This is a genomic window from Oscillibacter sp. (genome assembly GCF_031978065.1).
Classification (GTDB): domain Bacteria; phylum Bacillota; class Clostridia; order Oscillospirales; family Oscillospiraceae; genus Oscillibacter.
In genome coordinates, this window is record NZ_DALZCH010000029.1 from 1 (window position 1) to 26,384 (window position 26,384).

23 protein-coding genes and 1 other RNA gene are annotated in these 26,384 nt (G+C 58.2%); 17 read left to right on the forward strand and 7 right to left on the reverse strand.

What is annotated here, in order from left to right; genetic code table 11:
- Nucleotides 1–104 precede the first annotated feature (104 nt).
- The gene (rny, locus tag RTK01_RS06195; protein WP_312280137.1) at nucleotides 105–1,652 is read right to left on the reverse strand and encodes a ribonuclease Y; all 1,548 of its coding nucleotides are present in this window, start codon (nucleotides 1,650–1,652) and stop codon (nucleotides 105–107) included.
- Nucleotides 1,653–1,868: 216 nt separating this feature from the next.
- On the opposite strand from rny, the gene RTK01_RS06200 reads away from it, so the two are divergent.
- From RTK01_RS06200 to RTK01_RS06235, 8 genes are all read left to right on the forward strand, one after another.
- A complete protein-coding gene (locus RTK01_RS06200; protein ID WP_312280138.1) occupies nucleotides 1,869–3,098 on the forward strand; it encodes a class I SAM-dependent rRNA methyltransferase in 1,230 nt (409 codons plus the stop codon).
- Between the two features lie 97 nt (nucleotides 3,099–3,195).
- Entirely contained in the window at nucleotides 3,196–4,590 is a 1,395-nt protein-coding gene (asnS, locus tag RTK01_RS06205; RefSeq protein WP_312280139.1) for an asparagine--tRNA ligase, read from the forward strand.
- 284 nt (nucleotides 4,591–4,874) lie between these two features.
- Nucleotides 4,875–5,759: a YihY/virulence factor BrkB family protein gene (locus tag RTK01_RS06210; protein ID WP_312280140.1), complete on the forward strand. Its 885-nt coding sequence runs from the start codon at nucleotides 4,875–4,877 to the stop codon at nucleotides 5,757–5,759.
- A 78-nt stretch (nucleotides 5,760–5,837) separates the two neighbouring features.
- Nucleotides 5,838–7,070 carry an aminopeptidase gene (locus RTK01_RS06215; RefSeq protein ID WP_312280141.1) on the forward strand — a complete coding sequence of 411 codons (1,233 nt, stop codon included), beginning with the start codon at nucleotides 5,838–5,840 and terminating at the stop codon, nucleotides 7,068–7,070.
- Between the two features lie 18 nt (nucleotides 7,071–7,088).
- A complete protein-coding gene (locus RTK01_RS06220; RefSeq protein WP_312280142.1) occupies nucleotides 7,089–7,571 on the forward strand; it encodes a gamma carbonic anhydrase family protein in 483 nt (160 codons plus the stop codon).
- 85 nt (nucleotides 7,572–7,656) lie between these two features.
- Complete coding sequence (locus RTK01_RS06225; protein WP_312280143.1) at nucleotides 7,657–8,898, forward strand: AI-2E family transporter; 1,242 nt, start codon at nucleotides 7,657–7,659, stop codon at nucleotides 8,896–8,898.
- Nucleotides 8,899–9,024: 126 nt separating this feature from the next.
- The gene (locus RTK01_RS06230) at nucleotides 9,025–9,567 is read left to right on the forward strand and encodes a GNAT family N-acetyltransferase (protein WP_312280144.1); all 543 of its coding nucleotides are present in this window, start codon (nucleotides 9,025–9,027) and stop codon (nucleotides 9,565–9,567) included.
- A 312-nt stretch (nucleotides 9,568–9,879) separates the two neighbouring features.
- A complete protein-coding gene (locus RTK01_RS06235) occupies nucleotides 9,880–10,422 on the forward strand; it encodes a CarD family transcriptional regulator (protein ID WP_312280145.1) in 543 nt (180 codons plus the stop codon).
- A 144-nt stretch (nucleotides 10,423–10,566) separates the two neighbouring features.
- Here the strand turns inward: RTK01_RS06235 and RTK01_RS06240 are convergent, their stop codons facing one another.
- The 3 genes from RTK01_RS06240 to RTK01_RS06250 all read right to left on the reverse strand — a co-directional run bounded on the left by RTK01_RS06240 (nucleotide 10,567) and on the right by RTK01_RS06250 (nucleotide 14,358).
- Nucleotides 10,567–11,964: a sodium-dependent transporter gene (locus RTK01_RS06240; protein WP_312280146.1), complete on the reverse strand. Its 1,398-nt coding sequence runs from the start codon at nucleotides 11,962–11,964 to the stop codon at nucleotides 10,567–10,569.
- Nucleotides 11,965–12,181: 217 nt separating this feature from the next.
- Nucleotides 12,182–13,828, reverse strand: coding sequence for a tryptophanase (locus RTK01_RS06245; protein ID WP_312280147.1), 1,647 nt, complete (start codon nucleotides 13,826–13,828; stop codon nucleotides 12,182–12,184).
- A 152-nt stretch (nucleotides 13,829–13,980) separates the two neighbouring features.
- Nucleotides 13,981–14,358, reverse strand: a complete 378-nt coding sequence (locus RTK01_RS06250) for a RidA family protein (RefSeq protein WP_312280148.1) — start codon at nucleotides 14,356–14,358, stop codon at nucleotides 13,981–13,983.
- A gap of 255 nt (nucleotides 14,359–14,613) precedes the next feature.
- Between RTK01_RS06250 and RTK01_RS06255 the strand changes: the two genes are divergently transcribed.
- Entirely contained in the window at nucleotides 14,614–15,321 is a 708-nt protein-coding gene (locus RTK01_RS06255) for a PAS domain-containing protein (protein ID WP_312280149.1), read from the forward strand.
- Nucleotides 15,322–15,386: 65 nt separating this feature from the next.
- Complete coding sequence (locus RTK01_RS06260) at nucleotides 15,387–16,154, forward strand: GNAT family N-acetyltransferase (protein ID WP_312280150.1); 768 nt, start codon at nucleotides 15,387–15,389, stop codon at nucleotides 16,152–16,154.
- A gap of 153 nt (nucleotides 16,155–16,307) precedes the next feature.
- On the opposite strand, the gene RTK01_RS06265 is transcribed toward RTK01_RS06260, so the two are convergent.
- Together RTK01_RS06265 and RTK01_RS06270 are read right to left on the reverse strand one after the other, a co-directional pair.
- Complete coding sequence (locus RTK01_RS06265; RefSeq protein ID WP_312280151.1) at nucleotides 16,308–17,012, reverse strand: DUF6320 domain-containing protein; 705 nt, start codon at nucleotides 17,010–17,012, stop codon at nucleotides 16,308–16,310.
- Nucleotides 17,013–17,014: 2 nt separating this feature from the next.
- Nucleotides 17,015–18,307: a hypothetical protein gene (locus tag RTK01_RS06270; protein WP_312280152.1), complete on the reverse strand. Its 1,293-nt coding sequence runs from the start codon at nucleotides 18,305–18,307 to the stop codon at nucleotides 17,015–17,017.
- A 233-nt stretch (nucleotides 18,308–18,540) separates the two neighbouring features.
- Here RTK01_RS06270 and RTK01_RS06275 point away from each other — a divergent pair, with 233 nt between their 5' ends.
- From RTK01_RS06275 to RTK01_RS06295, 5 genes are all read left to right on the forward strand, one after another.
- Entirely contained in the window at nucleotides 18,541–19,497 is a 957-nt protein-coding gene (locus RTK01_RS06275; RefSeq protein WP_312280153.1) for an alpha/beta hydrolase, read from the forward strand.
- A gap of 111 nt (nucleotides 19,498–19,608) precedes the next feature.
- An RNA gene (gene ffs / locus RTK01_RS06280) (signal recognition particle sRNA small type) lies at nucleotides 19,609–19,708 on the forward strand.
- Nucleotides 19,709–19,756: 48 nt separating this feature from the next.
- A complete protein-coding gene (dnaX, locus tag RTK01_RS06285) occupies nucleotides 19,757–21,601 on the forward strand; it encodes a DNA polymerase III subunit gamma/tau (protein WP_312280154.1) in 1,845 nt (614 codons plus the stop codon).
- A 104-nt stretch (nucleotides 21,602–21,705) separates the two neighbouring features.
- The gene (locus RTK01_RS06290; protein ID WP_293009728.1) at nucleotides 21,706–22,074 is read left to right on the forward strand and encodes a YbaB/EbfC family nucleoid-associated protein; all 369 of its coding nucleotides are present in this window, start codon (nucleotides 21,706–21,708) and stop codon (nucleotides 22,072–22,074) included.
- 60 nt (nucleotides 22,075–22,134) lie between these two features.
- Nucleotides 22,135–23,901: a DUF4127 family protein gene (locus RTK01_RS06295; protein WP_312280155.1), complete on the forward strand. Its 1,767-nt coding sequence runs from the start codon at nucleotides 22,135–22,137 to the stop codon at nucleotides 23,899–23,901.
- 74 nt (nucleotides 23,902–23,975) lie between these two features.
- Here RTK01_RS06295 and RTK01_RS06300 read toward each other — a convergent pair whose 3' ends face one another.
- On the reverse strand, nucleotides 23,976–24,737 hold the full coding sequence (locus RTK01_RS06300) for a hypothetical protein (RefSeq protein ID WP_312280156.1): 762 nt from the start codon (nucleotides 24,735–24,737) through the stop codon (nucleotides 23,976–23,978).
- A 215-nt stretch (nucleotides 24,738–24,952) separates the two neighbouring features.
- Between RTK01_RS06300 and RTK01_RS06305 the strand changes: the two genes are divergently transcribed.
- A complete protein-coding gene (locus RTK01_RS06305; RefSeq protein ID WP_312280157.1) occupies nucleotides 24,953–26,014 on the forward strand; it encodes an FAD:protein FMN transferase in 1,062 nt (353 codons plus the stop codon).
- A complete protein-coding gene (locus tag RTK01_RS06310) occupies nucleotides 25,980–26,384 on the forward strand; it encodes a NusG domain II-containing protein (protein WP_312280158.1) in 405 nt (134 codons plus the stop codon). The genes RTK01_RS06305 and RTK01_RS06310 overlap by 35 nt, the downstream gene beginning before the upstream one ends.

Here is a 26,384-nt window from a genome sequence, read left to right on the forward strand (position 1 = left end):
CCTGATCTTATTTTTAAGCAGCAAGGTTTTTTAAACGTTTCCATAAAGCCCGTTCAGCGGAACCAATCAAAAAGCCCCCGGCCAGACGGCCGGGGGCTTGCTTGTTACTTCGCGTATTCCACTGCTTTTGTCTCGCGGATCAGATGGACCTTGATCTGTCCGGGGTATTCCATCTCTTCCTCGATCTTCTTGGCCAGATCCCGGGCCAGAATTACCATCTCATCCTCGGAAATCTGGTCGGGCTTCACCATCACGCGAACCTCGCGCCCCGCCTGAATGGCAAAGGATTTTTCAACGCCCGGATGGCTGCCGGTAATTTCCTCAAGCTGCTGGAGACGCTTGATGTAGTTCTCCAGATTCTCACGCCGCGCACCGGGGCGGGCCGCGGAAATCGCATCTGCCGCCTGCACAAGGCAGGCCACCACCGTATGGGCCTCCACGTCGTTGTGGTGGGCCTCGATGGCGTGAATGATGTCTTCTTTTTCCTTGTACTTCCGGGCAAATTCCACGCCCAACTGCACATGGGTGCCCTCCATCTCGTGGTCCACGGACTTGCCCAAATCGTGCAGCAGACCCGCCCGCTTGGCGGCCTGCGCGTCCGCGCCCAGCTCCACCGCCATCATACCGGCGATGTGGCTGACCTCGATGGAGTGCTGCAAAACGTTCTGGCCGTAGCTGGTGCGGTAATGAAGCCGACCCAGCATCTTCACAAGCTCCGGGTGGAGATTGCGCACGCCGGTTTCAAACACGGCGCGTTCGCCCTCGGCCTTGATGACCGCATCCACTTCCCGCCGTGCCTTTTCCACCATTTCCTCAATGTGAGTGGGGTGAATGCGCCCGTCGGAAATAAGCTTTTCCAGCGCCAGACGGGCAACCTCCCGGCGAACCGGCTCAAAGCAGGAGACGGTAATGGCCTCCGGCGTGTCGTCGATAATCAGGTCCACGCCGGTCAGCGTTTCAATGGTGCGGATATTGCGGCCCTCGCGGCCAATGATGCGGCCCTTCATTTCGTCGTTGGGAAGCGCCACCACGCTGACGGTCATTTCCGCCACGGAGTCTGCCGCGCAGCGCTGGATGGCCTGCGCCACCACTTCGCGGGCGCGGGTATCGCTCTCCTCTTTCATGCGGGCTTCCACTTCTTTGATTTTCAGGGCGGTTTCGTGGGTTACCTCGCTCTCAACCTGCTCGATGAGATAGTGCTTGGCCTCCTCGGCGGTGAAGCCGGAGATACGCTCCAGCACCTCTGTCTGGCTGCGCTTAATGGTTTTGATTTCCTCAGTCTCCCGGTCCACCTGCTGGTGCTTCTGGGCCAGGGCGTCTTCCTTTTTCTCAATGGCCTCGGTTTTGCGGTCGAGGTTCTCTTCCTTTTGCTGTAAACGGTTTTCCTGCCGCTGCAGTTCGGACCGGCGTTCCTTTACTTCCTTCTCATGTTCGCTGCGGTTTTTCAGGATCTCTTCCTTTGCTTCCAACAGGGCTTCTTTCTTCTTGCTTTCTGCACTTTTTATCGCCTCGTTGATGATGCGCCGTCCCTCTTCTTCGGCGCTTGAGATTTCCCGTTCGGATACCTGCTTCCGGTAGCGAATACCGAGAGGGAAGCAAACCGCGCCGCCGACCACCAGCCCCGCAAGGACTGAAATGATGATCTCCGTCACAATGGTTTACCTCCTGAATTTTCGGTGTTTATCTGCGAGAAAATGTTGGAAAAATCAGCGGCTTTAAAACTGCCGATAAGAATCCTTTTTTAGTTTAATCGTTTGCCGCCCCCCTGTCAAGAAAAAATGTATAAACTTTCATCGGATATAGCGTTTTTTCAAAAAATGTGCTACACTCGAACACGAAATGCGGAAAACGGAAATGAGGATACGCTTATGAAAACGGAGAGAATCTATCCAAGCGCCACCATCACGCCCAAGGCGGAGGCCGCCCTGCTCCGGGGCCATCCGTGGGTTTACGGCGAGGAAATTACCGCCCTGCGCGGTGCGCCGGAAAACGGCGCTCTGGTGGACGCGATGAGCCAAAAGGGCCGGTATCTGGGCACGGGGGTTTACTCGGAACAGTCCAAAATCCGAATCCGTCTTGTCTCCCGCAACGCCAACGACGTCTTTGACCGGGCGTTTTGGGAGCGGAAGCTCCGTTGGGTCTGGGAGTACCGGAAAACCGTGCTGCGTCCGGAGGATTTAACCTGCTGCCGCCTTGTTTTCGGCGAGGCCGACGGCTTTCCCGGGCTGACAGTGGATCGATTCGGCCCACTTCTCGCCGTGCAGATTCTCTCCGTGGGTATGGAGGTGCGCAAGGAACTGCTGCTTTCCCTGCTGGTGGAAATTCTGCGTCAGGATGGACAGGAGATTACCGGAATCTATGAGCGCAACGACGTGGCCCTCCGGGAAAAAGAGGGGCTTACGCAATACAAGGGCTGGTTCCCCCTGCCGGGGGAGACGCCGCCGGAGTCCGCCGTGACAGAGATTGTTGAAAACGGCGTGAAGTATCTGGTGGACGTGGAAAACGGGCAAAAGACCGGCTTTTTTCTGGATCAGAAGTTCAACCGTCAGGCGGTTGCCCGGCTTTCCAAGGGACGGACGGTGCTGGATTGCTTTACCCACACCGGCTCCTTCGCCTTAAACGCCGCCATGGGCGGCGCGGCCCACGTCACCGCCGTGGATGTGTCGGAATCGGCAGTGGCGCTGGCAAAGGGCAACGTGCGCCGAAACGGGCTGGAAAACGTTGTGGAGTGCGTCCGAGCCAACGTGTTCGACCTGCTGCCGGAGCTTGAAAAACAGCCCCGGAAATACGATTTTATCATTCTGGACCCACCGGCGTTCACAAAGTCCCGGGCTACGGTGGCAAACGCCATCACTGGCTATAAGGAAATCAACTACCGGGCCATGAAGCTGCTGCCCCGAGGGGGATATCTTGCCACCTGCTCCTGCTCTCACTTTGCAACCCACGAAAAATTTGAGGCCATGCTGCAAAGCGCCGCCCGGGACGCGGGGGTGCAGCTTCGGCAGGTGGAAGTACGTCAGCAGGGGCCGGACCACCCCATTCTTTGGGGCGTGGAGGAGACGGACTATCTCAAATTTTACCTGTTTCAGGTGATTTGAGGGAAACTGACTTGTAAACCACCGAAAAAGCGCGTATAATATTGTCCTATATTTAAATGATGCCGTTCCGGCAAAAATGACAAAACGGGTGAACGAAATGAGTATGACAAAAATCGCGGCGATTTTCGCCGACAGCGAGGTTTATTCCGGCAAGGAGGTCACTGTGGGCGGCTGGGTCCGCACCGTGCGGGACATGAAAAACTTCGGCTTTGTGGAGCTGAACGACGGCTCCTGCTTTAAGAATTTGCAGGTGGTGCTGGACACGGCAGCCCTTGCCAACTACGCGGAGATCGCGTCCCAGAACGTGGGTGCGGCGCTGATCGTCACCGGCACGGTGACCCTCACGCCGGAGGCTAAGCAGCCTTTGGAGCTGAAGGCCGTGCGCATCGAGGTGGAGGGTACCTCCACCCCGGAATACCCTCTCCAGAAAAAGCGCCACAGCCCGGAATTTCTCCGCACCATCCAGCACCTGCGGCCCAGGACGAACCTGTTCTCCGCCGCCTTCCGGGTGCGCAGCGTCGCGGCCTTTGCCATCCACGAGTTTTTCCAGAACCGTGGCTTCGTCTATGTCCACACCCCAATCATCACCGCCAGCGACTGCGAGGGCGCGGGCGAGATGTTCCGAGTGACCACGCTGGACCCCGAGAATCCGCCCCGCACCGAGGACGGGCAGATTGATTATTCTCAGGACTTTTTTGGAAAGCCCGCCAACCTCACGGTGTCCGGCCAGCTCAACGCAGAAAACTTCGCCATGGCCTTTGGCGACGTGTATACCTTCGGCCCCACCTTCCGGGCCGAAAACTCCAACACCCAGCGCCACGCCGCCGAGTTTTGGATGATCGAGCCGGAGATGGCCTTCACCGACCTCAAGGGCGACATGGATGTGGCGGAGGCCATGATTAAATTCGTCATCCGCCGCACGATGGAGCGCTGCCCCGACGAGATGGACTTTTTCAACAGCTTCGTGGACAAGGGCCTTAAGGAACGGCTGGAGCATGTGGCCACTTCCGACTTTGGACGCATGACCTATACCGAGGCCGTGGAGATTTTGAAGGAGCACAACGACCAGTTTGCCTACAAGGTGGAGTGGGGCACCGACCTTCAGACGGAGCACGAGCGGTATCTGACGGAGCAGGTGTTTAAAAAGCCCGTGTTCGTCACGGATTATCCCAAGGGAATCAAGGCGTTTTATATGCGCATGAACGACGACGGAAAAACCGTGGCCGCAACGGACTGTCTGGTTCCCGGCATCGGCGAAATCATCGGCGGCAGCCAGCGCGAAGAGCGGCTGGACAAGCTGGAGGCCCGCATCCGGGAGACGGGTATGGACCCGCAGGATTACTGGTGGTACTGCGATCTGCGGCGGTACGGCTCCTGCAAGCACGCGGGCTTCGGTCTGGGCTTTGAGCGGATGGTGATGTACCTCACCGGCGTGAGCAACATCCGGGACGTGCTGCCCCATCCCCGCACCGTGGGCAGCGCAGACTTCTAAAAATTAAAATGCGCAGGGCGTAATACGCACGGCGGAGGGCTTTGCCCTCCGCCGTGCCTTGTTTTCTGCCGACAAGGAAATTTAATTCTTAGCGGCCTTAATAAAGCACAAAAAATGCCATTTTTCGTGCAGAATGGCGGGGTGGAAAATAAAAATGCCGGTGGACGTCGGAGGCAAATCATGGTAAAATTACTGAAACGGCCCGCATTGCGCCGCCGCCGTCATATTTTTACCGAGCCGGTAAATACTGTCATGGTATCGTATCATGTGAAGGGGGGGGCGCTGTGAGCAAGTCATATCTTCCGCCGCTGCCGAAAAGCAAACTCTGGCGCGGCCTGTATCTGCTGGTGCGTCGTTATTTGCGGCACAACGTGTCCATTCAGGGCGCGGCGCTGGCGTTTTACCTGCTGTTCGCCATTTTCCCCATGCTGATTTTCGCCAGTTCTCTGTTGGGCCTGCTGCATCTGGACGTGGGGGCCATCTTAAAGGACCTTGGGGAATTTTTGCCCAAGGTGGCGGTGGATTTCATCGGCGTATACCTTGTCCACGTGCAGGCCAACGCCAATATCCGGCTGCTGCTGTTTGGGCTGGTCTTTTCTATTTACTTCCCCATGCGGGCGGCCAACACCCTGATGCGCTCTGTGCGCACGGCGTACCACTTGGGTCCGCCCCGCCACGCGGCGGCACATTTTCTGCGCACGCTGGTTTACACGATTCTATTGCTGCTGGCGCTGGCACTGACGCTGGTGCTGATGAGCGTGAACAACACCGTGCTTTCCTACGCGGTGGAAAATTTTCACCTGCCGCCCTTTGCGGCAAAGCTGTGGGCCACGCTGCGGTTTCCTCTGGTGGCGGTGGTGGCGTGCTTCGCCCTTCTGGCGCTTTACGCCATCACGCAGGATACCCGCCAGCCCTGGCGGAACCTGCTCCCCGGCGTTGTGTCGTCCCTTGTGGGGTGGCTGGTGCTGTCGGGGATTTACGCCGTCTACATGGAGCGCATGGCCAACTATTCCCTGCTGTACGGCTCCATCGGAACGGTCATGGCCCTTTTGGTGTGGATGTATATGAGCGCCACCGCGCTGATTATGGGCGCGGAGCTGAACGGAACCCTTATTTCCCTGCGCAGAGAGGGAAAAGACAGCTTTCCCTTCGAGCAGGAGGAACCATAAATCAATAAAAAAACAAAACGGAGCGGGCAAGCCCCGCAAGTCCCGGTGCGCCGGGCCTGACGAAAGGATGGATGCAGATTGAAGCACGAGGAAAAATTGATGGAATACGCCGCGCTGTTGATTCAGGTGGGCCTGAACGTGCAGAAGGGGCAGACGCTGATCATCTCCACTCCGGTGGAGTGCGCGTGGTTTGCCCGGATGTGCGCGGAAAAAGCCTATGACGCAGGCTGCCGCGAGGTGGTGGTCAACTGGAACGACGACGCGCTGGGCCGGATGAAGTATCTGCGGGCCGAGGAGGACGTGTTTGACTCCGTTCCCCTATGGCGGCGGCACTTTTTTAACGACTATGCCATGGAGGGAGCGGCCTATCTCGCTATCTCTGCCGGCGACCCGGAAAACCTCAAAGGCGTGGATTCAGGCCGGGTGGTCCGGGCCCAGCGGGCCGGAGGACAGGCGCTGCGGATGTTTAACCGCCTGCAAATGTCCGGCGGCTTTCCGTGGTGCATCGCGTCTATCCCCATCCCCTCTTGGGCCAAGCGGGTGTTCCCAAAGGCGACGGAATCTGAGGCGATGGAGCGTTTGTGGGACGCTATTTTTGCCGCCGTGCGCATCAGCGGCGACGGAAGCGCCGTTGAAAAATGGCGGGAGCATCTTGCCACGCTGGCGCGGCGCAGAGAAACGCTGAATGCGCTGAACTTTAAGTCCCTGCACTACAAAAACTCCCTTGGCACGGATTTGACGGTGGAGCTTCCCGAGGGCCATGTCTGGGAGGCGGGGGTCGACGTGACCTTAAAGGGCCAGACCTTTATCGCCAACATTCCCACGGAAGAGCTGTTCACCTCTCCCTTGAAAACCGGAGTAAACGGCGTGGTATACGCCTCTATACCTCTGGTAAACGACGGAAATATTATCGACGGCTTCCACTTTGTGGTGAAAAACGGAAAAATCGTGGAGGCCCACGCCCGCCAGGGCGAGGAAAACCTGCGGGCCGCCATTGCGGTGGACGAGGGCGCGTCCTATTTCGGCGAAGTGGCGCTGGTCCCCTACGACAGCCCCATTTCCAACCAAAAAATTCTGTACTACAACACCCTGTTTGACGAAAACGCCGCCTGCCACATTGCCTTCGGCGAGGCATATCCCTGCCTGAAGGGCGGGCATGAAATGAGCCGTGAAGAGCTGACCCGCCGGGGCCTGAACGATTCTATAACCCACGTGGACTTTATGGTGGGGACGCAGGATTTATCCATCGTGGGCACCACCCACGCAGGAGAGGAAATCCCCGTGTTCGTAAACGGAAATTTTGCCATATAGAATAGAGAGGACATCCATATGCCTTATCAAAAAAGAGAGACAGATCAGGACGTTTTAATTGCTGAGGGCGCTGTTGTGACCGGGGACGTGACGCTGGGCAAGGGCGTAAACATCTGGTATTACGCCGTGCTCCGGGGAGACTGGGACCCCATCCGGATTGGGGAGAACACCAACATTCAGGATCACTGTGTGCTCCACGAAGAGACAACCGTGGGCAGCGGCTGCACCGTGGGCCACGGGGCCATTCTCCACGGCTGCACCGTGGGAAACAACACCCTTGTGGGCATGGGCTCCGTGCTTCTAAACGGGGCGCGGATTGGAAACAACTGCCTTGTGGGCGCGGGGGCGCTGGTGTCCGGGAAAATGGACGCGCCCGACGGGTCGTTGATTCTGGGTAGCCCCGCAAAGGTCGTCCGGCCCCTCACGCCGGAGGAGATTGAAGCCAACCGGGAAGAGGCACAAAGCTATCTGACGGCGGCGGAAAACTATCGCCGAAGCTGACGCTTCGGCCCATCCTATTTTATAAGTCGGAACCCGGTCAAGCGGGCGGAGCCTTGCCCCGCCCGCTTTTTCAAAAGGAGTAACTATGGAGTTTCATAAGAAAACGGTGTGGGCGGTGGCTGGCGCGGCCTTTGCCGTTCTGGCGGGGTATTGGGGCCTTCAAAATCTGACACTGCTGGGTGGGGCGCTGGGGGCAATGGTTTCTCTCATCGCGCCCTTTCTGCTGGGCTGCGCCGTGGCGTTCATTCTCAATGTGCCCATGCGGGCGGTGGAGCGGCGGATGGGCAATGACAAGCGCACCGCAAAACTGCGCCGCCCCGTGGCCTTTGTGCTGACGCTGGCGCTGGTGTCCGGGGTATTGGCGCTTGCAAGCCTTGTCATCGTCCCCAGTCTGGGGGATGCGGTATCCTCCGTCTCTCAGCAGGCACAGACGTTTTTTACCCGGCTGCCGGAGATGCTCTCGACGCTGGAAACCCGCCTGCCGGAACTTGAGACGGCGCTTCAAACGCTGGACATCCAGTGGACCACCTTGTCCGCCAAGGCGCTGGAGCTGCTGCGTGATTTGGGCGAGCAGCTGGTAAATACGGGCGTTGGCGGCGTGCTGGGTGGCATGAGCTTCGTGGGCAGCGTGGTCAGCGGCGTGAGCACGTTTTTCATCGGGCTGGTGTTTGCCGTCTACCTGCTTCTTCAGAAGGAAAAACTAGGTCATCAAATCCGCCAGATTCTCTATGCCCTGCTGCCCGAGCGGGCGGCGGACCGGATCTTGTCCGTGGCCGACCTTGCAAACCGCACGTTTTCCAACTTTCTCTCCGGCCAGTGTCTGGAGGCAGTGATTCTGGGCTCCCTGTTTATCGTGACTATGCCGATTTTTAAGATGCCCTATGCGGTTCTGGTGGGCGTGACGGTGTCGCTGACGGCCCTGATTCCCATTGTGGGGGCATTTATCGGCTGCGCCGTGGGCGCACTGCTGATTCTCTTGGTAAACCCGGTGCAGGCGCTTTTGTTCATCGTGCTGTTTCTGGTTATCCAGCAGATCGAGGGAAATTTCATTTATCCCCACGTGGTGGGCTCCTCCGTGGGGCTTCCCTCCATCTGGGTGCTGGTGGCGGTCATCTTAGGCGGAAAGCTTATGGGAGTTCTGGGAATGCTGGTATTTATTCCCTTGTGCTCGGTGCTGTATGCCCTGTTCCGTCAGTTCGTAAAGGACCAACTGGCGGAGCGAAAAATTTCGCCCTCTAAGCTGGGCCCCAAAGCCCCGCTGGCTCCGCCGCCCGTTCCGCCGGTAAAAAAGCGCCCGTCCACTCCCAAAAGGCCTAAAAAAATGTAGTCTGACGGGCAGAGGCCGCTTTAGAATACTTGCCTCCACTGGTGCAGCGCCATGTTTGGTCCTTCTCCGCTCGGATTTTGGCAGACTTTCAGGGATATTTCATTAAAAATAAAGGAGCAAACAGAGATGATTCGACTTGCACAGGCGCGGGATCTTGACCGGGTGGACGCGCTTTACCGGGCGCTGCTGGACCGTGAGGAATCGGTGCGCTATACCAATTGGCAGAAGGACCTCTACCCCACCCTTGCCCATGCCAAAGCGGCGTTTGAGCAGGGCACGCTGCATGTGGGAGAGGAGGACGGCGCGCTCTTTGGCTGCGTAATTCTCAACCAGATTCAGCCTCCGGAATACGCCAGTATTCACTGGAATTTTCAGGCCGCACCGGAGGAGGTCATGGTCATCCATACCCTTTGCATTCACCCGAACTTTGCGGGCCGGGGAAAGGGGAAGGAATTTGTGCACTTCTGCGAGGAGCACGCCCGGGCAAAGAGCTGGCCTGTTATCCGGCTGGACACTTACGAGGGAAATTTCCCGGCCTGCCGCCTGTACGAGGGGCTTGGCTATTTTTATGCAGGAGAGACGCAGTTTCACTTTCAGAATGTGATTTGGGAAACGCTGAAGTGCTTTGACAAGCAGGTCGGATCCAAAGGCGAGAGCCGTCTATCCTGACGCCCGGCAGCCAGATTGGCCGCCCGTCTGACCCGAAAATTGTCCGTCAGGGACAGGTTTTAAAATTATTTGTAAAAAACCCCTACCATTTCTTCAAAAAATGTGCTATAATATATAAATATAGATTACACGGTCCAGCAGCCGAGAAACTCGGCCGTTGGACCGGCGCGTTTTATCGTGGGAGCGATTAAGCGCAGTTGAGTCCGCGGGCCGCGCCAAAAAGGCGTGGCCCGCGGCGGAAAAATAACGGAAGTTATTTTTCCCGGCATTTCGGCAGGCGCTTTGTGCCTGTCGGCGGGAAGCGGAGGAGCTATGTTTCAAAAGGACGATCTTGTGATTTACGGACGCACGGGCGTGTGTCGGGTGGAGGATATCACCCAGCCGAATTTTTGCCGGAGCAAGCCCGGAGAGCTGGATAAGCTCTACTATGTGCTCAGCCCCTTGTATCAGGACGGGACGATTTACGCACCAATAGAAAATTGCAAGGTGCCCATTCGGCCTATCCTGACGGCGGAAGAGGCAGATGATCTGGTGGACACGATTCCCGCCAGCCGGGCGCAAGCCTATTACGGCGGCAGCACCCAGAATCTGCGGGACCATTACCAGACGCTTCTGCAAACCAGCGATTGCCGCGATCTTTTGGAGCTTGTCATCTCGATTTACTGCAAAAAGACGCATGTGGAGGAGACGAAGCGAAAATTCGGGGCCGTGGACGAACACTTCATGAAGCAGGCAGAGCAGCTTTTGGGCGGCGAGCTTGCCGCCGCACTGGATGTCCCAGTGAGTGAAATGCTGGACCGCATTGCCGCGAAGCTGCTGACCCGGAAATCCGCCCTCGCACAGGAGCTTGCATAAGCAGGAACCACACTTCACGACAGCGTCCCAGCCCAAATTTTTTGGGATGGCCTTGTCAAAACACGACTGAAAAGACGAACAGAGGGCGGCGCCGAAAAACGGCGCCGCCCATTTTTTAAAAAGTGTGTTGAATCATCGGGGAGATCAGCCAATGCCGCCAAACCCAATGCCCAGAACAAAGCACAGAAAGCACAGCGGGACAAACACATACTTGCCAAAGGAGTAGAACCACTTCATGATGGGCTTTTCGCTGCCCAACTGCACTGCCTCCACAGCGGCATCCTTCTTCATGACCCAGAAGAACATAAACCCGGCAGTGAATGCGCCCAAGGGGCACAGGTAAATGGACACCATGTCCATCCACTGGGAGGTCCAAGGCTGGATGATCAGAGAGACTACCAGGGCAAAAATGTGAATTGCGGCGGTGGCGGTCAGGCGCTTCACGTGCAGCTTCTCCTGCAACATCGCCACGGGCGTCTCAAAGAGGTTGATAATGGAGCTGATGCCGGCAAACAGGACCGCGACATAGAAGAAGATGCCGATGATCCGGGAGATGCCGCCCATGCTGTTGAAGACAGGCAGGATGTAAATGAACAGCAGGCCGGGGCCACCGTTGCCCAGATCCGCACCCACAGTCGCCATGGCAGGGATGATGATCAGCATGGCCAGCAGGGCTGCAGAGGTGTCGAACACGGCGCACAGGGCGGCAGACTGACGGATTTTCACATCCTTCCCCAGATAGGAGCCGTAGATGACGGAACCTGAGCCTGCCACGGACAAGGAGAAGAAGCACTGGCCAAAGGCGAAGACCCAAACCTCCGGGTTCAGCAGACCCTTGGGATCCAGAGTGAAGATATACCGATAGCCGTCGCCGGTGCCGGGGATGAAGATCATGACAGCCGCCAGAATGATGAACAGCACATACAGGGCCGGGATCATGACCTTGCAGGAGGCCTCAATGCCACCGGACACGCCCAGAATCATAATGAGGAAAGAAACTACGATGGCAACGATGATCCAGAAGTTGTTGGCGCCACCGGTCGCAAAGGTCATCTTGATGGCTTCAGGGAGCGTCGCCGCCTCCGGAGCCACCGCCCCGAAGGTACTGCCGATGACGTTCATGTCCTGACCCATAGCCACCAGCTCGCCGGTGAGGGCCATCTTGGCGTAGTAGAACACCCAGCCCATGATGACCGCATAGCCGGTGCCCAAACACAGCGAGGCAAACACGGGGACGCTGCCTATGAGTTCGCCAATCTTTTTAGACCTGCCGCCGTTTTCCATGGCCTTGCCGAAGGAGCCGACGGGACCGTAGCCAGACCAACGGCCCAGAGAGAACTCCTCCATCATGCCGGACTGGGAAATGATGAACGCAAAGATGAAATAGGGGATCAGGAAGGTCAGGCCGCCGTAGCGGGAGACCAGCATTGGGAAGCGCCAGACATTGGCCATGCCCACACAGGAACCGACGGCCGCCATGATAAAGCCCCACTGCGACTTAAAGCCATCTTGCTTTTCTAAAGTCTTTGAGTTTTTTGCCATTGTTGTCCCTCCATTCGTTGTATATCGGTAACCCCGGTTCCTCACGGAGCGGGGGCTGCCTTCCTGGCTGGGCCGGACTTCCGACCGGCCTCTTTGCGGGGAGGAGTGCGCGTAAAAACGCCCGCGGAAAGCGTATTCATTTTCCGCGGGCGTTTCGCTCTTTACCCCTGCGCTCTTTCCACGCGACGCAGGTTACGCAAAATTATAAATTGGAGAATCAGTTCTCCTCGTTGGAATAGGGCTCCAGGAAGGCATGGAAGTGACGCATGGGCAGGTTATGCCCCCAGATGATGCGCATGTTGGGGATACTCTCCCGATCTTCATAAAGGGCCTTGACGGCGGCGATGACATAGTCCAGATGCTCCTGAGTCAGGCGGCTGCGGTCAATGGCGAACCGAACCACGTTGGCAAGCTCGGCCTGCTGCTCCGGAGTCTTCAGATCATACTCCATGGAATAGTCACCCAGCTCAGAGACACGGATCCCGTAGCGGCGGATCAGCTCCAGACTGAAGCCCTCGCCAGCAAAATTCTCATGGCCGCGCTTCCCGTCGAAGAATTCGTCCATGTTGATGTACACGGCATGACCGCCGGCAGGCAGCACCACGCCCTTGACGCCGGCCTTGTAGAAACCCTGCGCCAGATATTCGCACTGCTTCACGCGCTCATGCATATAGTTGAAGTCGCAGGATTCATACAGGCCCACGGCCAGCGCCAGAATGTCGCGACCGCTCATACCGCCGTAAGAATCGTTGCCATAGCAGGAGATCTGCTTGACCTTCAGAAGCACGCCCACATCGGTCTTGACGGAACCGTCTTCATTGAAGTCAGAGAAATTCTTCCAGAACAACCCCTTGTCGCGGAAAGCCAGCATACCGCCCATGTTGGCGTGGCCATCCTTCTTGGCGGACATGGTGAAGGCGTCGCAGTAGGAGAACATCTCGGTGGCAATCTCGGCGATGGACTTATCGGCGTAGCCGTCTTCGTTCATCTTGATGAAGTAGCAGTTTTCCGCCCAGCGGGCCACATCGAAAACCAAGGGAATATCGTACTTGTGCGCAACCCGGTTAATGTCCTTGATATTGGCCATAGAGACGGGCTGGCCGCAGATGGGGTTATTGGTGATGCAGGTAAAGATCAGGGGCACGTTTTCGGAACCCACGGCCTGAATCAGCTGCTCCAGCTTGTCAATATCCATGTTGCCCTTGAATGGGTTCTTTGCATAGGCTCCGCCCTCGGGAGACTGATAGAGCAGCTCTTTGTGATACAGGTTCCGGGGCACGGAGCCCATCTGCTTGATGTTGCCCTCGGTGGTGTCGAAATGGCCGTTGGAGGGGATGGTAAAGACCTTGCCGGGATGCCGCTGGGCCAAAATTTTCTTAACAATTTCCATCAACACAGACTCGGCTGCGCGGCCCTGCTGGATGATAAAGCTGTTGGGCCGCTCCATCTGAGCGGCGCCGCCGTTGAACAGGCCGCCCTCGTACTCGCAGAGGTAGACCTCATCCATCATCTTCTCCACGTCCCGGCAGTCGGTGCGAACCAGATCGACAATCTTCTTCCAGTTCTTCTCCCCGCCCCGCTCAAGAATATCGCGGAAGGTATCCAGCAGAACGTAATAGCCGGTGTTGCGGCCATAGGCCTCGTCGCCCAGGAACAGGGACGCCCATTGCTGGTTGGTCATGGCGGTGGTGCCGGAGTCGGAAAGCATATCAACCGTCAGCATGCCGGAGGGGAAGGCGAACTCATTGTAGTGGGTGGCCTTCAGCGCACGCTCACGTTGCTCCAACGTCACATTGGGAACATCACGAACCGCGAAAGTAAAGTGATGAGGAGCGGGAACGTTCAGAGAATATTTGTTAGACATAGTGCTTTACCTCCATAATTTTTCGGCGCAGTGCGCCTTGTTATGGATACTCCGGTCGTCAAAACACAGGGGTCCCAAGCCCTGCTTTTCGCCTGGCGGACAGTATCTTCCTAAGAAAGATGCAGGAACGTAACGGGAAAGCGGGAATATCCTTACAGGACTGCGATGACTTCGATTTCTACCAACGCGTCCTTGGGAAGACGAGCGACTTCAATTGCAGAGCGGGCGGGAAAGCCGCTTTCGGTGAAAAAGGTGGCGTACACCTCGTTCATGGCGCCAAAGTCATTCATGTTCTTCAGGAACACGGTGGTCTTGATAATGTGGTCCATGTCGGTGCCGGCTTCCTCTAAAATAGCCTTGACATTGGTCAGGGACTGCCGGGTCTGGGCCTGAACGCCCTCGGGAAACACGCCCGTGGCGGGATCAATGGGCAGTTGCCCGGAGGTGATAACCAGTCCGCCTGCCTGCACGGCCTGAGAGTAAGGCCCGATGGCCGCAGGGGCCTTGGTTGTACTAACAATCGCTTTCATTGGTAATCCTCCTTTGCTTTGTAATAAAATTTTATCACTCTTAAAAATTTTGTCAATTAAAATGTTGTTAATTTATCACATTTGTCTGATTAAACATTTTTATTTTTCAATCATTGTACAATACTCATAAATTATGTTTCAAAATTCAAATTTATTATTATTATAGTTAGGATAATTTTTTATTTTGACAAAAAACTAGCAAACATATATAATAAAAGTAAAGATCACAGCAAAAAGATGAACTGAGGTGAGCGCATGCCCGAGATCCCCAACCCCCTTCTCCTGCCGTATGTGAAACTTACGGAGTTCCTCGGGCGTGCCCTAGGCTCGTCCTACGAGGTCGCTCTCCACGATTTGACAACCAAGGAACGCTCGATTATTGCCATCGCCAATAATCACATCAGCGGGCGAGAGATCGGCGCTCCCCTGACCAACATCGCCCTGAGTATTTTGAAGGACAAGAGCTACGAAACCTCGGACTACCGCCTGAATTACTACGGAGTCGCCATCAACGGCAAGACTTTGCGGTCCAACACGCTGTTCATCAAGGACAACGGCCGACTGATCGGCATGCTCTGCATCAACTTTGACGACAGCCAGTTCCGGGCTGTCAGCAGCCAGATAATGGGCCTGTGCCACCCTGACTTTTTTGTGGAGGACTTTGTTTCTCAGTTTGGCCCCGGGGCAGTGCCAGCCGAGCAGCGGATGCCTGAAAAATTCGGCAATTCCGCGGAAGCCGTGGCGGCTGACGCCGTCAGCGGCGAGCTGGAGCTTCTGGGTGTAACGGCAGAGCGGCTGACCTCCAACGAACGTCTGCAAATCCTCACCAAGCTGGAGTCCGACGGAATCTTTTTGCTCAAGGGTGCGGTAAAGGACGTGGCCGAAGGGCTTTGCTGTTCTCAGGCCAGCATTTACCGCTATCTGTCCCAGATCAGGAACAGTAAACACGCCGAGACGCGATAACGCGCCCGATATGTTTTTGAAAGGTGGGCGGATACGCCCTCTTTTTCATGAAGAGGAGGTTTCCCATGCTTGTGCCGCTGACTGCGCCCACCCAGATTTCTGCGTTTTCCACGGCCTGTTCCCATGAGCACGTCTTTGGCTCCCGGGCGCTGACCGCCCTTCGGGTTTATGGGCTGGGAGATGCCCGCGTCCGCTTTTACCTGTGCGTGGAAGACGGCTTGCCCGCTGCCGCACTGTACCTATCCGGCGGCGTGCTGTCAGTCTCTGCCGACGGGCGGGCAAACCCCCAAGAAATCGCGGCTCTGGCGCAGGCGGAACGCGTAGGCGAAATCGACGCAGACCGGCCGTTGACCGACGCGCTTCAGCGCCTGTTGGGCGGCACAACAGACAGCTCATATTTCATGGTGTACCGGGGTGGACCCCAGAGAGAGATGTTCCCCGGTCTTGTGCCCGGTGACCTTCGGACGGTGTTCAGTATTCTCCAGCAGAGCCACGAATACTACCGCCAGCACCTCCAGTATGAGAGCTGGTCCGCCGATCTGCGCCTGTCCAAGGGACTTGCGGAGGTGTGGCAGTTGGAGGTTGACGGGCAGCCCGTCGGCACAGGGAGCATCGCCTCCGAGGACGACGAATGCGGTATCATCGCGGCTGTGGCAGTGGTGCCGGAGTTTCGCCACCGGGGTTTGGGCGGCTGCATCAGCCGCTTTCTGACAGGCCGCATTCAGGAAAAAGGAAAAACGCCCCGCCTGATCTCCGGCCACGACGACGTGGCGGAGCTTTATCGCCGGGTTGGCTTTGAAACCTGCGGACGCTGGGGCGAGCTATACCTCTAATTTATTATGAAAGCGGAAAGGACAGAGGATATTTCTCCGTCCTTTCCGCTTGGTTTTTTATTCAGATCAAAAAGAGAGCCGCCGCTCCTTTCGTCCCATGCTCACCATGGAAGAAAACAAAAACCCGACTGTGTGCACCGTCGGGCAGCAGCCCTAAAAGTGAAATCTCCGCCGCGCTTCCTCCCGTAGCGACGGCACCCGCCGCACCACCGCCAGCGGAATGGAAAGACCCACGCAGGCCGCCAAAACCACCAGTGACCAGCCCGGGGACCACAGACCGTGCAGATACAGGTCTGTGCATGCCTCAATGCCCACGCAGAGCAGCCCCATGGCCCCAAGGCACAGCATGGCGGTGGTCAACATGGAGTGACCCCGGCGCAAAAGCCAGCTCAGGGCGCACACCACCGCCGCCGCCACCGCCAAAAGCGGCACCGCAAGGCCCCAAAACCATTCCCAGCCGTCCAGCGCCAAAGCGATCAGGGCCACATAGACCGCCACCGCGCCCACGTCCGCGGTGAGCCTTCCCCAAAGGGGAACCCAGCGGTTTACAAGCAGCGGCAGCACCAGCCAGACCCACAGCATCGCCGCCGCGCCCACCACAAACAAATACCACTGGTGTTCCGGCTTCAACGCCAGGTTCAACAGTGCGCAGCACACGCTGACCGACGCCAGCATAGACGTAAGCAGCAGAGCCGCCGTCCGTTTTGAAACCGGAGCCACCTCCGCCCGCCGGGCAGGAAAAAAGGGCGGGTGTTCCGCCGCCGGGTCAGCGCCGGGGTCGTGCACCTCCGTGCCGCACAGGGGGCAGTCCTTCACATCGGCGCTCACCTCCACGCCGCAGTGTACGCAATATGGCATGTTTACGTCCTCCTTTCGGGGTTTGAGCGGTTGCTCTCAATGCGCACGGGCAACCCCTCCCGTACCAGAAAGCGGAAAAAGTCCCGCTCCGTCTCCGCGTCCGCCTGTGTCCCCGCCACGGTGATTTCCATGATGTTGCCATAGCTGACGGAGGCCACATGGGGCCGTGGAACGGTGGCCTGCCCCAGCACCACCTCCATGTGGTGAATGTGGGGCTTCATGGCCTCCGGCATGGGGATCGCGCCGGGATTTGTAAACGTGGCGGAATAGGGGCGCACGCCCCGGGTTCGATAATGATAGGCCACAACGGAGTTTTTTACCACACGGGGAAGAAGTTGCAATGCCGTGTTGGACTGATAGCGGACGTTGCGGGTAATCTGCGCCCGCATCTCCTGCGGCGAAATGTGGAGCCGCATATAGTGGCGCACCTGCGCCGCCACCTCCGCAAGGCTGTGCTCCCCCAGCGCCGGGTCAAACCCCGGCTGAACCGTGACCAGAAAATTTCGTAGAGTTTCCGACGGAAACCAGGGCCGCAGATTCACAGGCACCGCCAGCGTCACAGGCAGCATCTTGTGATAGTTCTCCCGCCGCTGTTTTTCCGCCAACACCAGAAGAAGCACCGCCGCCAGATACTCCGTCACCGACACGCCATAGCTCCGGGCTTTCTCCAGAAGCTTGTCCAGCGGCACAAAGCCCATGGTGACATGAAACGTATAAAACGGCTCCGCCTGCCCCAGATTTTGATAGGCTTTCTTAATCAGCGGCAGCCTGCGGGCGGCGGGACCCACGTAGCGGGCGTAGGCGTCTTCCAGCTCCTCGGGCCGAGGCGGCTCATTTAAATCCAGAATTCCCTCTTCCACAGGAACAAACACGCCGATCCTGCGCAAATATTCCGCCAAAAGCGTCTTAAAAAAGGTAATCGCGCCCGCGCCGTCCGACAGGGCGTGAAACGCCTCGAAAGAAATGCGGTTTTGATAGCGGTAAAATCGAATCAGCCACCCCGCGTCCTCGTGAAACCGAAAGGGCTGGCAGGGATCCGCCACATCCTCTTTCAAAAAAGGACCAGGGGCAGTGTTTGGCTCGAAATAGTACCAGAATACGCCCCGGCGAATCCGCACCGCGAAGCCCGGAAACCGGGGCAGCACCGCGTCAATGGCCCCTTGCAGCGCGGCGGGGTTCACCGGCTCGGTCATCACGGCAGAAAAACGGTAAACAGCGGAATACTCCTCCCGCTGAAGGGCGGAGTACAGCACGCCCGCGTTGTCCAGCTTGTACCATTGCTTTTTTGTCGTCATGGCGGCTCCCTTCTTCTTAAACTCCATTTGCGCCTGCGTCCGGACCGCTTTCGCTTTCCCTGCCGGAACGGGCAAACGCGGCGGCTCATCTGAATAATTGTATCATGGGCCGCCGCTCACCGCAAGAACGCATTGACCCGCCGCCCGAATTTCCCCGCGATAAATGGAAAAAAACGTGTCATTTGGGGAAAACTGTGCTATCATGATGCCATCATTGAAAAGGAGGGCGCGTCATGGACCAGTCCCGCAAGGTACTCAAGGCCGCGCTCGCCCAGCAGCGCAAATCTGCCGAAAGCCGCCGCTTGGCCCCCGCCATGCGAGTGCTCAAGGCCCTCCACAGCGCGGGAGCGCCGGAGGCAATGACGGTGGAGGAACTGGAGCGCCAGCGCCGGAGTCAGGAGCTTCTGGGCAATCTCACCGCCGACATGGCGGACATGAGCTGGGAGCCGTTTGACCTTGCCGGGATGCCCGCGGCGTGGATGCGTTTACAGCGGCCCCACCGGCGCAAGCGCGCCGTGCTGTACTGCCACGGCGGGGGCTATACCAGCGGGAACCTTGGCTATTCCAAGGTGCTCTCCTCCAAGCTCACCAAGGCCACGGGCTTCGATGTTTTGACCTTTGAATACCGCCTTGCCCCGGAGCACCCATACCCGGCGGCGGTGGAGGACGGGCTGCGTGCGTGGGATTATCTCATGCGCCTAGGCTACGGCGCACGGGACGTGGTGGTGGCCGGGGACAGCGCAGGAGGAAATCTTGCACTGGTGCTGTGCCACCGGCTGAAGGCCGCCGGGCGGATGCTGCCCGCCGCCCTGATCCTCATGTCCCCTTGGACGGATATGACCGCTTCCGGCCCCTCTTACACGGAGCGGGCGGAAATTGACCCTATGCTGACGCTGGAGTATATCCGCGCCGTCCGGGAAGTATACGCCGGGAAGGAAAATCTGCGCAGTCCCAGCCTTTCCCCCCTGTTCGGAAACTTTGCAGACTTTCCCCCCACGCTTGTGCAGGTGGGGTCCTATGAAATTCTCTATTCCGACGCGGAATCGCTGTGCCATGCCATGAAAGCGGCGGGCGCGGAGTGCCGTTTGGAGGTCTGGGAAGACATGTGGCATGTGTTCCAGATGTTCCCCATTAAAAAGGCGGTGGCGGCTATGGAGCAGATTGCCCTGTTCCTTCTGGAACTGCTGTGAAATTCATCAATCTGAAAATTTACGCCCGTTCCCGCAGATTCCAGTTGATAATTTAAAAAATTTATAGTAGAATAGATACACTTTGAATAAAATCCTCCGCTTGCAGCCGCGGAGCCGGTCTCGCGCAATGGACGCCTGCTAACCATGTCAGGCGGGGAACCGAGCAGCATCGTGCGGGATGTTCCATGTGCCGCGAGGGCGCCGGTTCCGTGGCTGCAAACGGAGGACTTATTCTGTCTTTTTGAAAGGAGGCGGTGGTGTGTATCAGGCTTTGTACCGCAAGTGGCGGCCCAAAACCTTTTCCGATGTGATTGGCCAGGCCCACATCACCGAGACGCTGAAGCGTCAGGTGGCGGAGGGGCGCACGTCCCACGCCTATCTCTTCACCGGCACCCGGGGCACCGGCAAAACCACCTGCGCGAAAATTCTCGCCAAAGCGGTGAACTGCGAGAACCCTCAGGACGGCGATCCCTGCAACCGCTGCCCAAGCTGTCTGGGAATTGAAAACGGCACCTTTTTGGATGTTTTAGAGCTGGACGCTGCCTCCAACAACGGCGTGGATCAGGTCCGCGCTTTGCGGGACGAGGCGATTTATTCCCCCGCCAACGTGAAAAAGCGGGTTTACATTGTGGACGAGGTTCACATGCTCTCCGTGGCGGCGTTTAACGCCCTTCTGAAAATTCTTGAGGAGCCGCCGGAGCATTTGATGTTCATTCTGGCCACCACAGAGCTGCACAAGGTCCCGGCCACGATTCTCTCCCGCTGCCAGCGGTATTCTTTCAAGCGCATTTTGCCCCGTGAGGTTGCCGGGCGGCTTTCTTACGTGGCCCAACAGGAGGGCATCGACCTCCACGCCGACGGCGCGGAGCTTTTAAGCCGCCTTGCGGACGGGGCCTTGCGGGACGGACTGTCCCTTTTGGACCAGTGCGCGGCGGCGGGTGGCGTGATTGACGCCACGGCTGTGCTGGACGTGCTGGGTCTTGCGGGAAATATTCAGACCGCCCAACTGATGGAGCACATTTTACAGCGGGACGCGCAATCGGCCCTGCTGCTTTTGAACCGACTTTACGACGGGGGCAAGGACGTAGGCGCTGTTTTGAGCGAACTGTCCGTCCTGACCCGGGATTTGCTGCTGCGGCGAACCGCCCCGGAGGGGGGCGCGGCGCTGCTTTCCGGAGGATACGACTCCGCAGCGCTGGACAAGCTCCAAAAGGACGCGTCCGGGAGCAGACTTTTGTATCTAGCCACCACCTTGCAGCGGGCCTCCGCCGACCTCTATTACAGTTCTAACCGCCGAACCGACGCAGAGCTGTGCCTTCTGCGGCTGTGCGACGAATCCCTCTCTGGGGACCTCACCGCGCTCACCGCCCGGATTCAGAAGCTGGAGGACACGCTGGAACGTCTTCCCGCTCTTCTGGGCAGGAACCCGGCGGAGCGAAACGGTCAGGGCCGCGCGGTCCCCGCGGAGAAATCCACTCCTCCCGTAAAGGTCCCGCCCGTTTCAAGACCCGCTTCGGCGGCAAAAGCCCCTCCCGTTTTTGAAGACAGCCCGCCTTGGGGCGAGGAACCGCCCCTGCCGGAGGAGCCACCCATTGATGACCGCAGCGCTCCACCGTGGGAAGACGCTGATGCGCGATTTACCCCATCCCCCGAAGCAGCCGCGCCTCCCCCGGAGAGGATGGAAGCACCCGTTCCCGCAGTTTCACGGGAGTCGGCGGCGCCGCCGAGCCCAGAAGTTTCTTCTCCCTCGCTGGGAACTGCTTCTCCTGCTTCTTCGGAGAGCGCGGGGGGCGCGGAGTGGTGGCACGCTCTGGCGGAGGAATGCAAGGGCCGCCTTCCACCCATGTACCGGGTGTTTCTGGACAGGTGCAGCGGCGAGCTGAAGGACGGCGCACTCACTGTCTATGCGCCGGATGAAATCACCAAGGGCCGACTGGACAACGACCGAGTCTTGGGCGCGCTTCAGGAATTGTCCGCCCTTCGGGCCGATGGGCCCGTCACGGTGCGGCTTACCGTGGGCAGCGGCCCCGCCTCCTCTCCGGAGGACAAGCTGGAGGATCTGATCCGCAGGGGAAGCCGACTGGACAACTTCACCATCCGATAAATGCGGCGCGTGCTTTTAGCCGCGTTTTAAAGCTGGGGCGCGTTCGCGTGCGTCCCCGTCTGCAAACATACACTTCAAACAAATTTGAAAAGGAGCCTTGCTTTATGAGTTACAGTGCCCGCCGTGGATTTACCAACGGCAGTATGCGCCCCTCCGGGGCCGCCCGTCAGCAGGAGATGCAGCAGAAGATTCAGGAGATGCAGGAGGCCATGAACACCGCCCAAAGTGCGGTTGAGGTTCAGGAATTTACTGCCAGCGTGGGCGGCGGCGCAGTGGAGGCCAAGGTCAACGGGAAGAAAGAAATTTTGTCCGTCAACATCAAGCCCGAGGCCGTGGATCCCGAGGACGTGGAGATGCTTCAGGACCTGATCGTTTCCGCTGTGAACGAGGCGCTGCGTCAGGCGGGAGACGCCATGGAGGCCAGCCTGAACGACATCACCGGCGGCATGGATCTGGGTGGCTTCTCCCTGTAAAACATCGCGTAAAAAGTCCGCAGGCTGTGCTTGCGGACTTTTTTGCAAATTGGAGGCACGATGAAAAAAATTGCTTTAAAGCTGCTTTCCGTCGCTCTATCCCTGACGCTTCTTTTGGGGGCGGCAGGCTGCGGGCAAAGGCAGGCGGCAGACCCGGAAGGCCCCGCAAAGCTTGCCTACGTTCCGCTGGACGACCGCCCGGACAATGTGGAGCGGGCGGTGTATCTTGCGGAATCTCTGGACTATAAGCTGCTGCTGCCGGATTCCGCGCTTTATGCCACAAAGCTGGATGGTCAACCCCTTAACCCCAACGGGGAGCAATCCGGCGACCGGGCCGCGCTGTACGAGTGGGTGCTCCGGCAGGAGGAGGAGGGCTGCGACCGCTACATTCTCTCCTTGGACCAGCTTCTATCCGGAGGCTTGGTCGGCTCCCGGGCTCTTGCGGGAGAAAATCCCATCACACTGTCGGATGGAACTTCTCTGACGGAGACGGCGCTGCTGGAAAACCTTCTCTCCGTTCTCTCACAGGATGAAAACAACCGGGTCTGGCTGCTGGATAGCGTGATGCGTCTGGCTCCCACGGTGGGATACGGCGGCTTTGGCCTGAATGAATACGCCGCCCTGCGAAATTACGGCGCGATGGCCCGCCCCCATTTGGCGGGAGACGATCTGCGCGTCGACCTCATCACAGCGGACTACCGTCTGGGGACCGACGGGCAGCCGTTGGCGGTCCAGTCCGCTGAGCCACTGCCGGAGGGAGCGCTTTCCCAATACTTGTCCGCGCGGGAACGAAAGCTCAATCTGGGCGCGCATCTGCTGGACCTGTTGAACGATGAGACCCACAAAAATTTCAATGTCTTAATCGGTGTGGATGACTCCTCTTTAGAGGACAGCATTCAGAAAAACGAGATTGCCTACCTTACCGCCAATCTGCGGGAGGGAGACTGGCTCCTTTCCGGGGTGGACGATCTGGCGTTTAAGGCCATTTCCGCCCTGTATCTGCAAGACTGCGGGTGGGAGGGGGCGAAGGCGTCTCTTCGATACATCGGGGGGCTGGAAGCAGAGCCCGCCTGCGCCTACGACTATCAGCCCCTGAACGTGGTGGTGGATCAGCATTTGAAGTTCTTCAAGCTGGAAAGTCTCTCCGGCACCAGAGGAGCGGACCTGCAAATTCTGGTGCTCACCGCTCCGGCGGAGCCGGAACGCACCGGGGATTACGCGTGGGCGCTGAACAATGCGCTTGCGGAAAACCGAAAAAACAAGCTGCCCACCATTTTGATTGACGCGTCCAACGACGCTTACGGCACCGTGATACACGACGCGCTGACGCAGCAAGCGGAGCTGAGTGTTCTTTTGGCCTATTCCGGGTTTTTGGACATGGCGATTGTCACCGGCACGGCTTTGTCTCACGGAGTAGCGCGGTACGCCTGGCTGACTCACTCCCCTGCCCCCGAGACAAACGACGCGGCCAACACCGCCTTTGCGAAGTCTCTGTCCGACGGGGTCATCAAAGACTTTGCCTTCCGCAACACCGTGCGCAACGACCTGTACGCCTACGTCCGGGAGGACTTGAAGGGCAGCCCCGACAATTTCTATCGGCCCGAAATTGACTCGGCAGCGGTGCTGGCCCGGCTGGAAGCAGATATACAAGGCTCCGCCGCGCCGGTGCTTGCCAATTTCAGCGGCGGGAAACTTATCACCAGTCTGTCCCCGTGGGCAGAAGAGGACTGCGGCACACTGACGATTTCCAATTACCGTTTCCCTTGGAACCGGGTCTTTGAAATCGGCATGGACATTGACCGGGAGACAACCGCACCGAAGACCTGAACAAACGGAGCGCCATGGGAAAATCCCACGGCGCTCCGCTTTTTCATTTATGAGCCCGCTCGTGTCTGACCGGCTTACAGCTCCTTGACGGTGTAGTACACCGCCAGAATAAAAATCGCAATGCCCAGCACCCAAATGGCATAATAGGCAATGGCGGCGCTGAACAGAGACAGCACCACAGCCACGGCGGAAATCCCGCAGGAAACCATCAAAACGGTGCCGTCAGTATCCTTGGGAAGAATCCGAAGTGCGCCAAGCACTCCGTCTGTCCGCTCCAGCTTCCGCGCCGCCATAAACGCGGCGGCCAGCAAAACAAGATAGACGCAGGCGCCCGCGATTACAAGAATTCTCCACTGCTGGCTGCCAATCCCATGGCGGCAGACCCAAGTGGCAAACAGGCCCGTCCCCAGAATTGTCATGGCAAAAAAGCACTCCCGCGCGTACAGGCACCAGAGCACCCCAAGCAGCATAGCAGCCGCCGTAAGCACGGTGAGCACGGTCACGCCGGTAGGATACACCGCTTTGACCATCCAATTTCCGGCGGAGAGAAACAGGCCCGCAAACACCCCTGCCCAAACCACCGTTTGCTTCCAGCCCCGCTCTTTTCTCCACACCACGGCCAAGACCACACCCAGCGCCAGCAGCGCCGCGCCGACTCCCATCAGGGTTGGCATAGCGGCGTCCCAGCCCAGCATTTGGTCTATATTGCCGTTGACATAGTATTTTCGCACCATCAGCAGATAAATTTCCGCAAGACAGCCTCCGATAAAAAATTTAAGCGCACCGTTGAGGGGCGCGTTGTTCCGCTTCAGTTCTTCCCTGTCTCTTTTTTGCATATATCGCAACCTCCATGGGTTTTTCAAAATCAGCGCCGAGAAATGCCCACGCATACCGTGTTATTCTAGCAGATTGTTCATCTCTTTGCAAGGGCTTTGGTGAAAAAAGCGAAGAGGGGCGGCTTCCCCGCTTGTTTGACCGGCAAAATCGTGCTATACTGATAGTTCTCAAAGCTCTAGGTTTTTATCAAACTTTTAATATGAGGAATACACACATGAGACGTTTGCTTGCCGCCGCGCTGTGCGCGGCGCTGATCACGGGTCTTTCCTCCTGTGGGCAGGAGGAAGGTACCTCCGCCGAATTTTATGCCATGGACACCAACATGTCCGTCACCGCTTATGACGGCAACGCCCAGAACGCCGTGAGTGCGGTGCGCGATGAGCTGTACAGTCTGGACCTGCGCCTTTCCCGCACGCGCATAGACAGCGCCATTTCCCGGCTGAATACCGGGGTGGGCCTGCCGGCGGAGGAAGCGGATATCTCGCAGCTGATTACCTCCGCAATTGAATACAGCGACGCGACAGACGGCGCATTTGACATTACCGTGGCCCCGCTGGTTTCCGCCTGGGGCTTTACCACGGACCACTATCAGATTCCCAAGCAAAAGGAACTGGAGCGCCTGCTGCCCCATGTGGGAAGCAGCCACATTCTCTTTGGCGGGGATGGTACGATTACCTTGGACGGGGGGACGAAGATCGATCTGGGCGGCATCGCCAAGGGGTATGCCTCCGACCTGTGCGAGGGGATTCTATCCGAAAGCGGCGTGACGAGCGCCATGGTATCTCTGGGGGGCAACATCTATGTCCGGGGCAGCAAACCGGACGGGAGCGACTGGCGGGTGGGCGTGCAGGACCCCCAAAAACCCTCCGGCTTTGCGGGCGTTCTCTCCCTGACGGATGCCTACGCCGTCACCTCCGGCGGCTATCAGCGGTATTTTGAGGAAAACGGCAAACGCTATCACCACATTCTGGACCCCGTCACCGGCTATCCCGCCGAAAGCGGTCTCACCTCCGTCACCGTGGTGGCCCCCGCAAACGGAGACGAATACGGCGATGGGCCCGGCCACGGCACCATGTGCGATGCGTTTTCCACCGCCCTGTTTGTGATGGGTGAAGAAAAAGCTGTGGAGTTCTGGCGCTCCGGCGTCTATGATTTTGACCTTGTAATGGTGACGGAGGACGGTCGGGTTCTTGTGACCGACGGCCTTGCGGACAAATTTCAGCAGGAGGACGGCAGCGGCTATGCCTATGAGACAGTCTCCGGAAATCCGGCCTAAACCCGCCGACGCGCTGGTGGCGCTGTTTGTCATTCTGCTGGCCGCTGCGCTGGCGCTGGGCGTGTGGGGGCGCGGGGCGGAAAGCGGGCTTTCCGCCGTTATTTCCGTGGACGGACAGGTGACGGAGACGGTAAACCTCTCCCTTCTTGCCGGGCCGGAGGTGCGAGAGCTGACCGCAAACGGCTATACCCTCCGTCTCCGCCTGTCTCCCGACGGGGCGGAGGTGCTGGAGGCCGACTGCCCCAATCAGGTGTGCGTCCGCACCGGGGCAATTCACCGGTCCGGTCAGAGCGTGGTGTGCCTCCCTGCGCGGATTTCGGTCATGCTGGCGGGAAACACGGAAAACGGCGTGGACGCCGTGGTGGGGTGA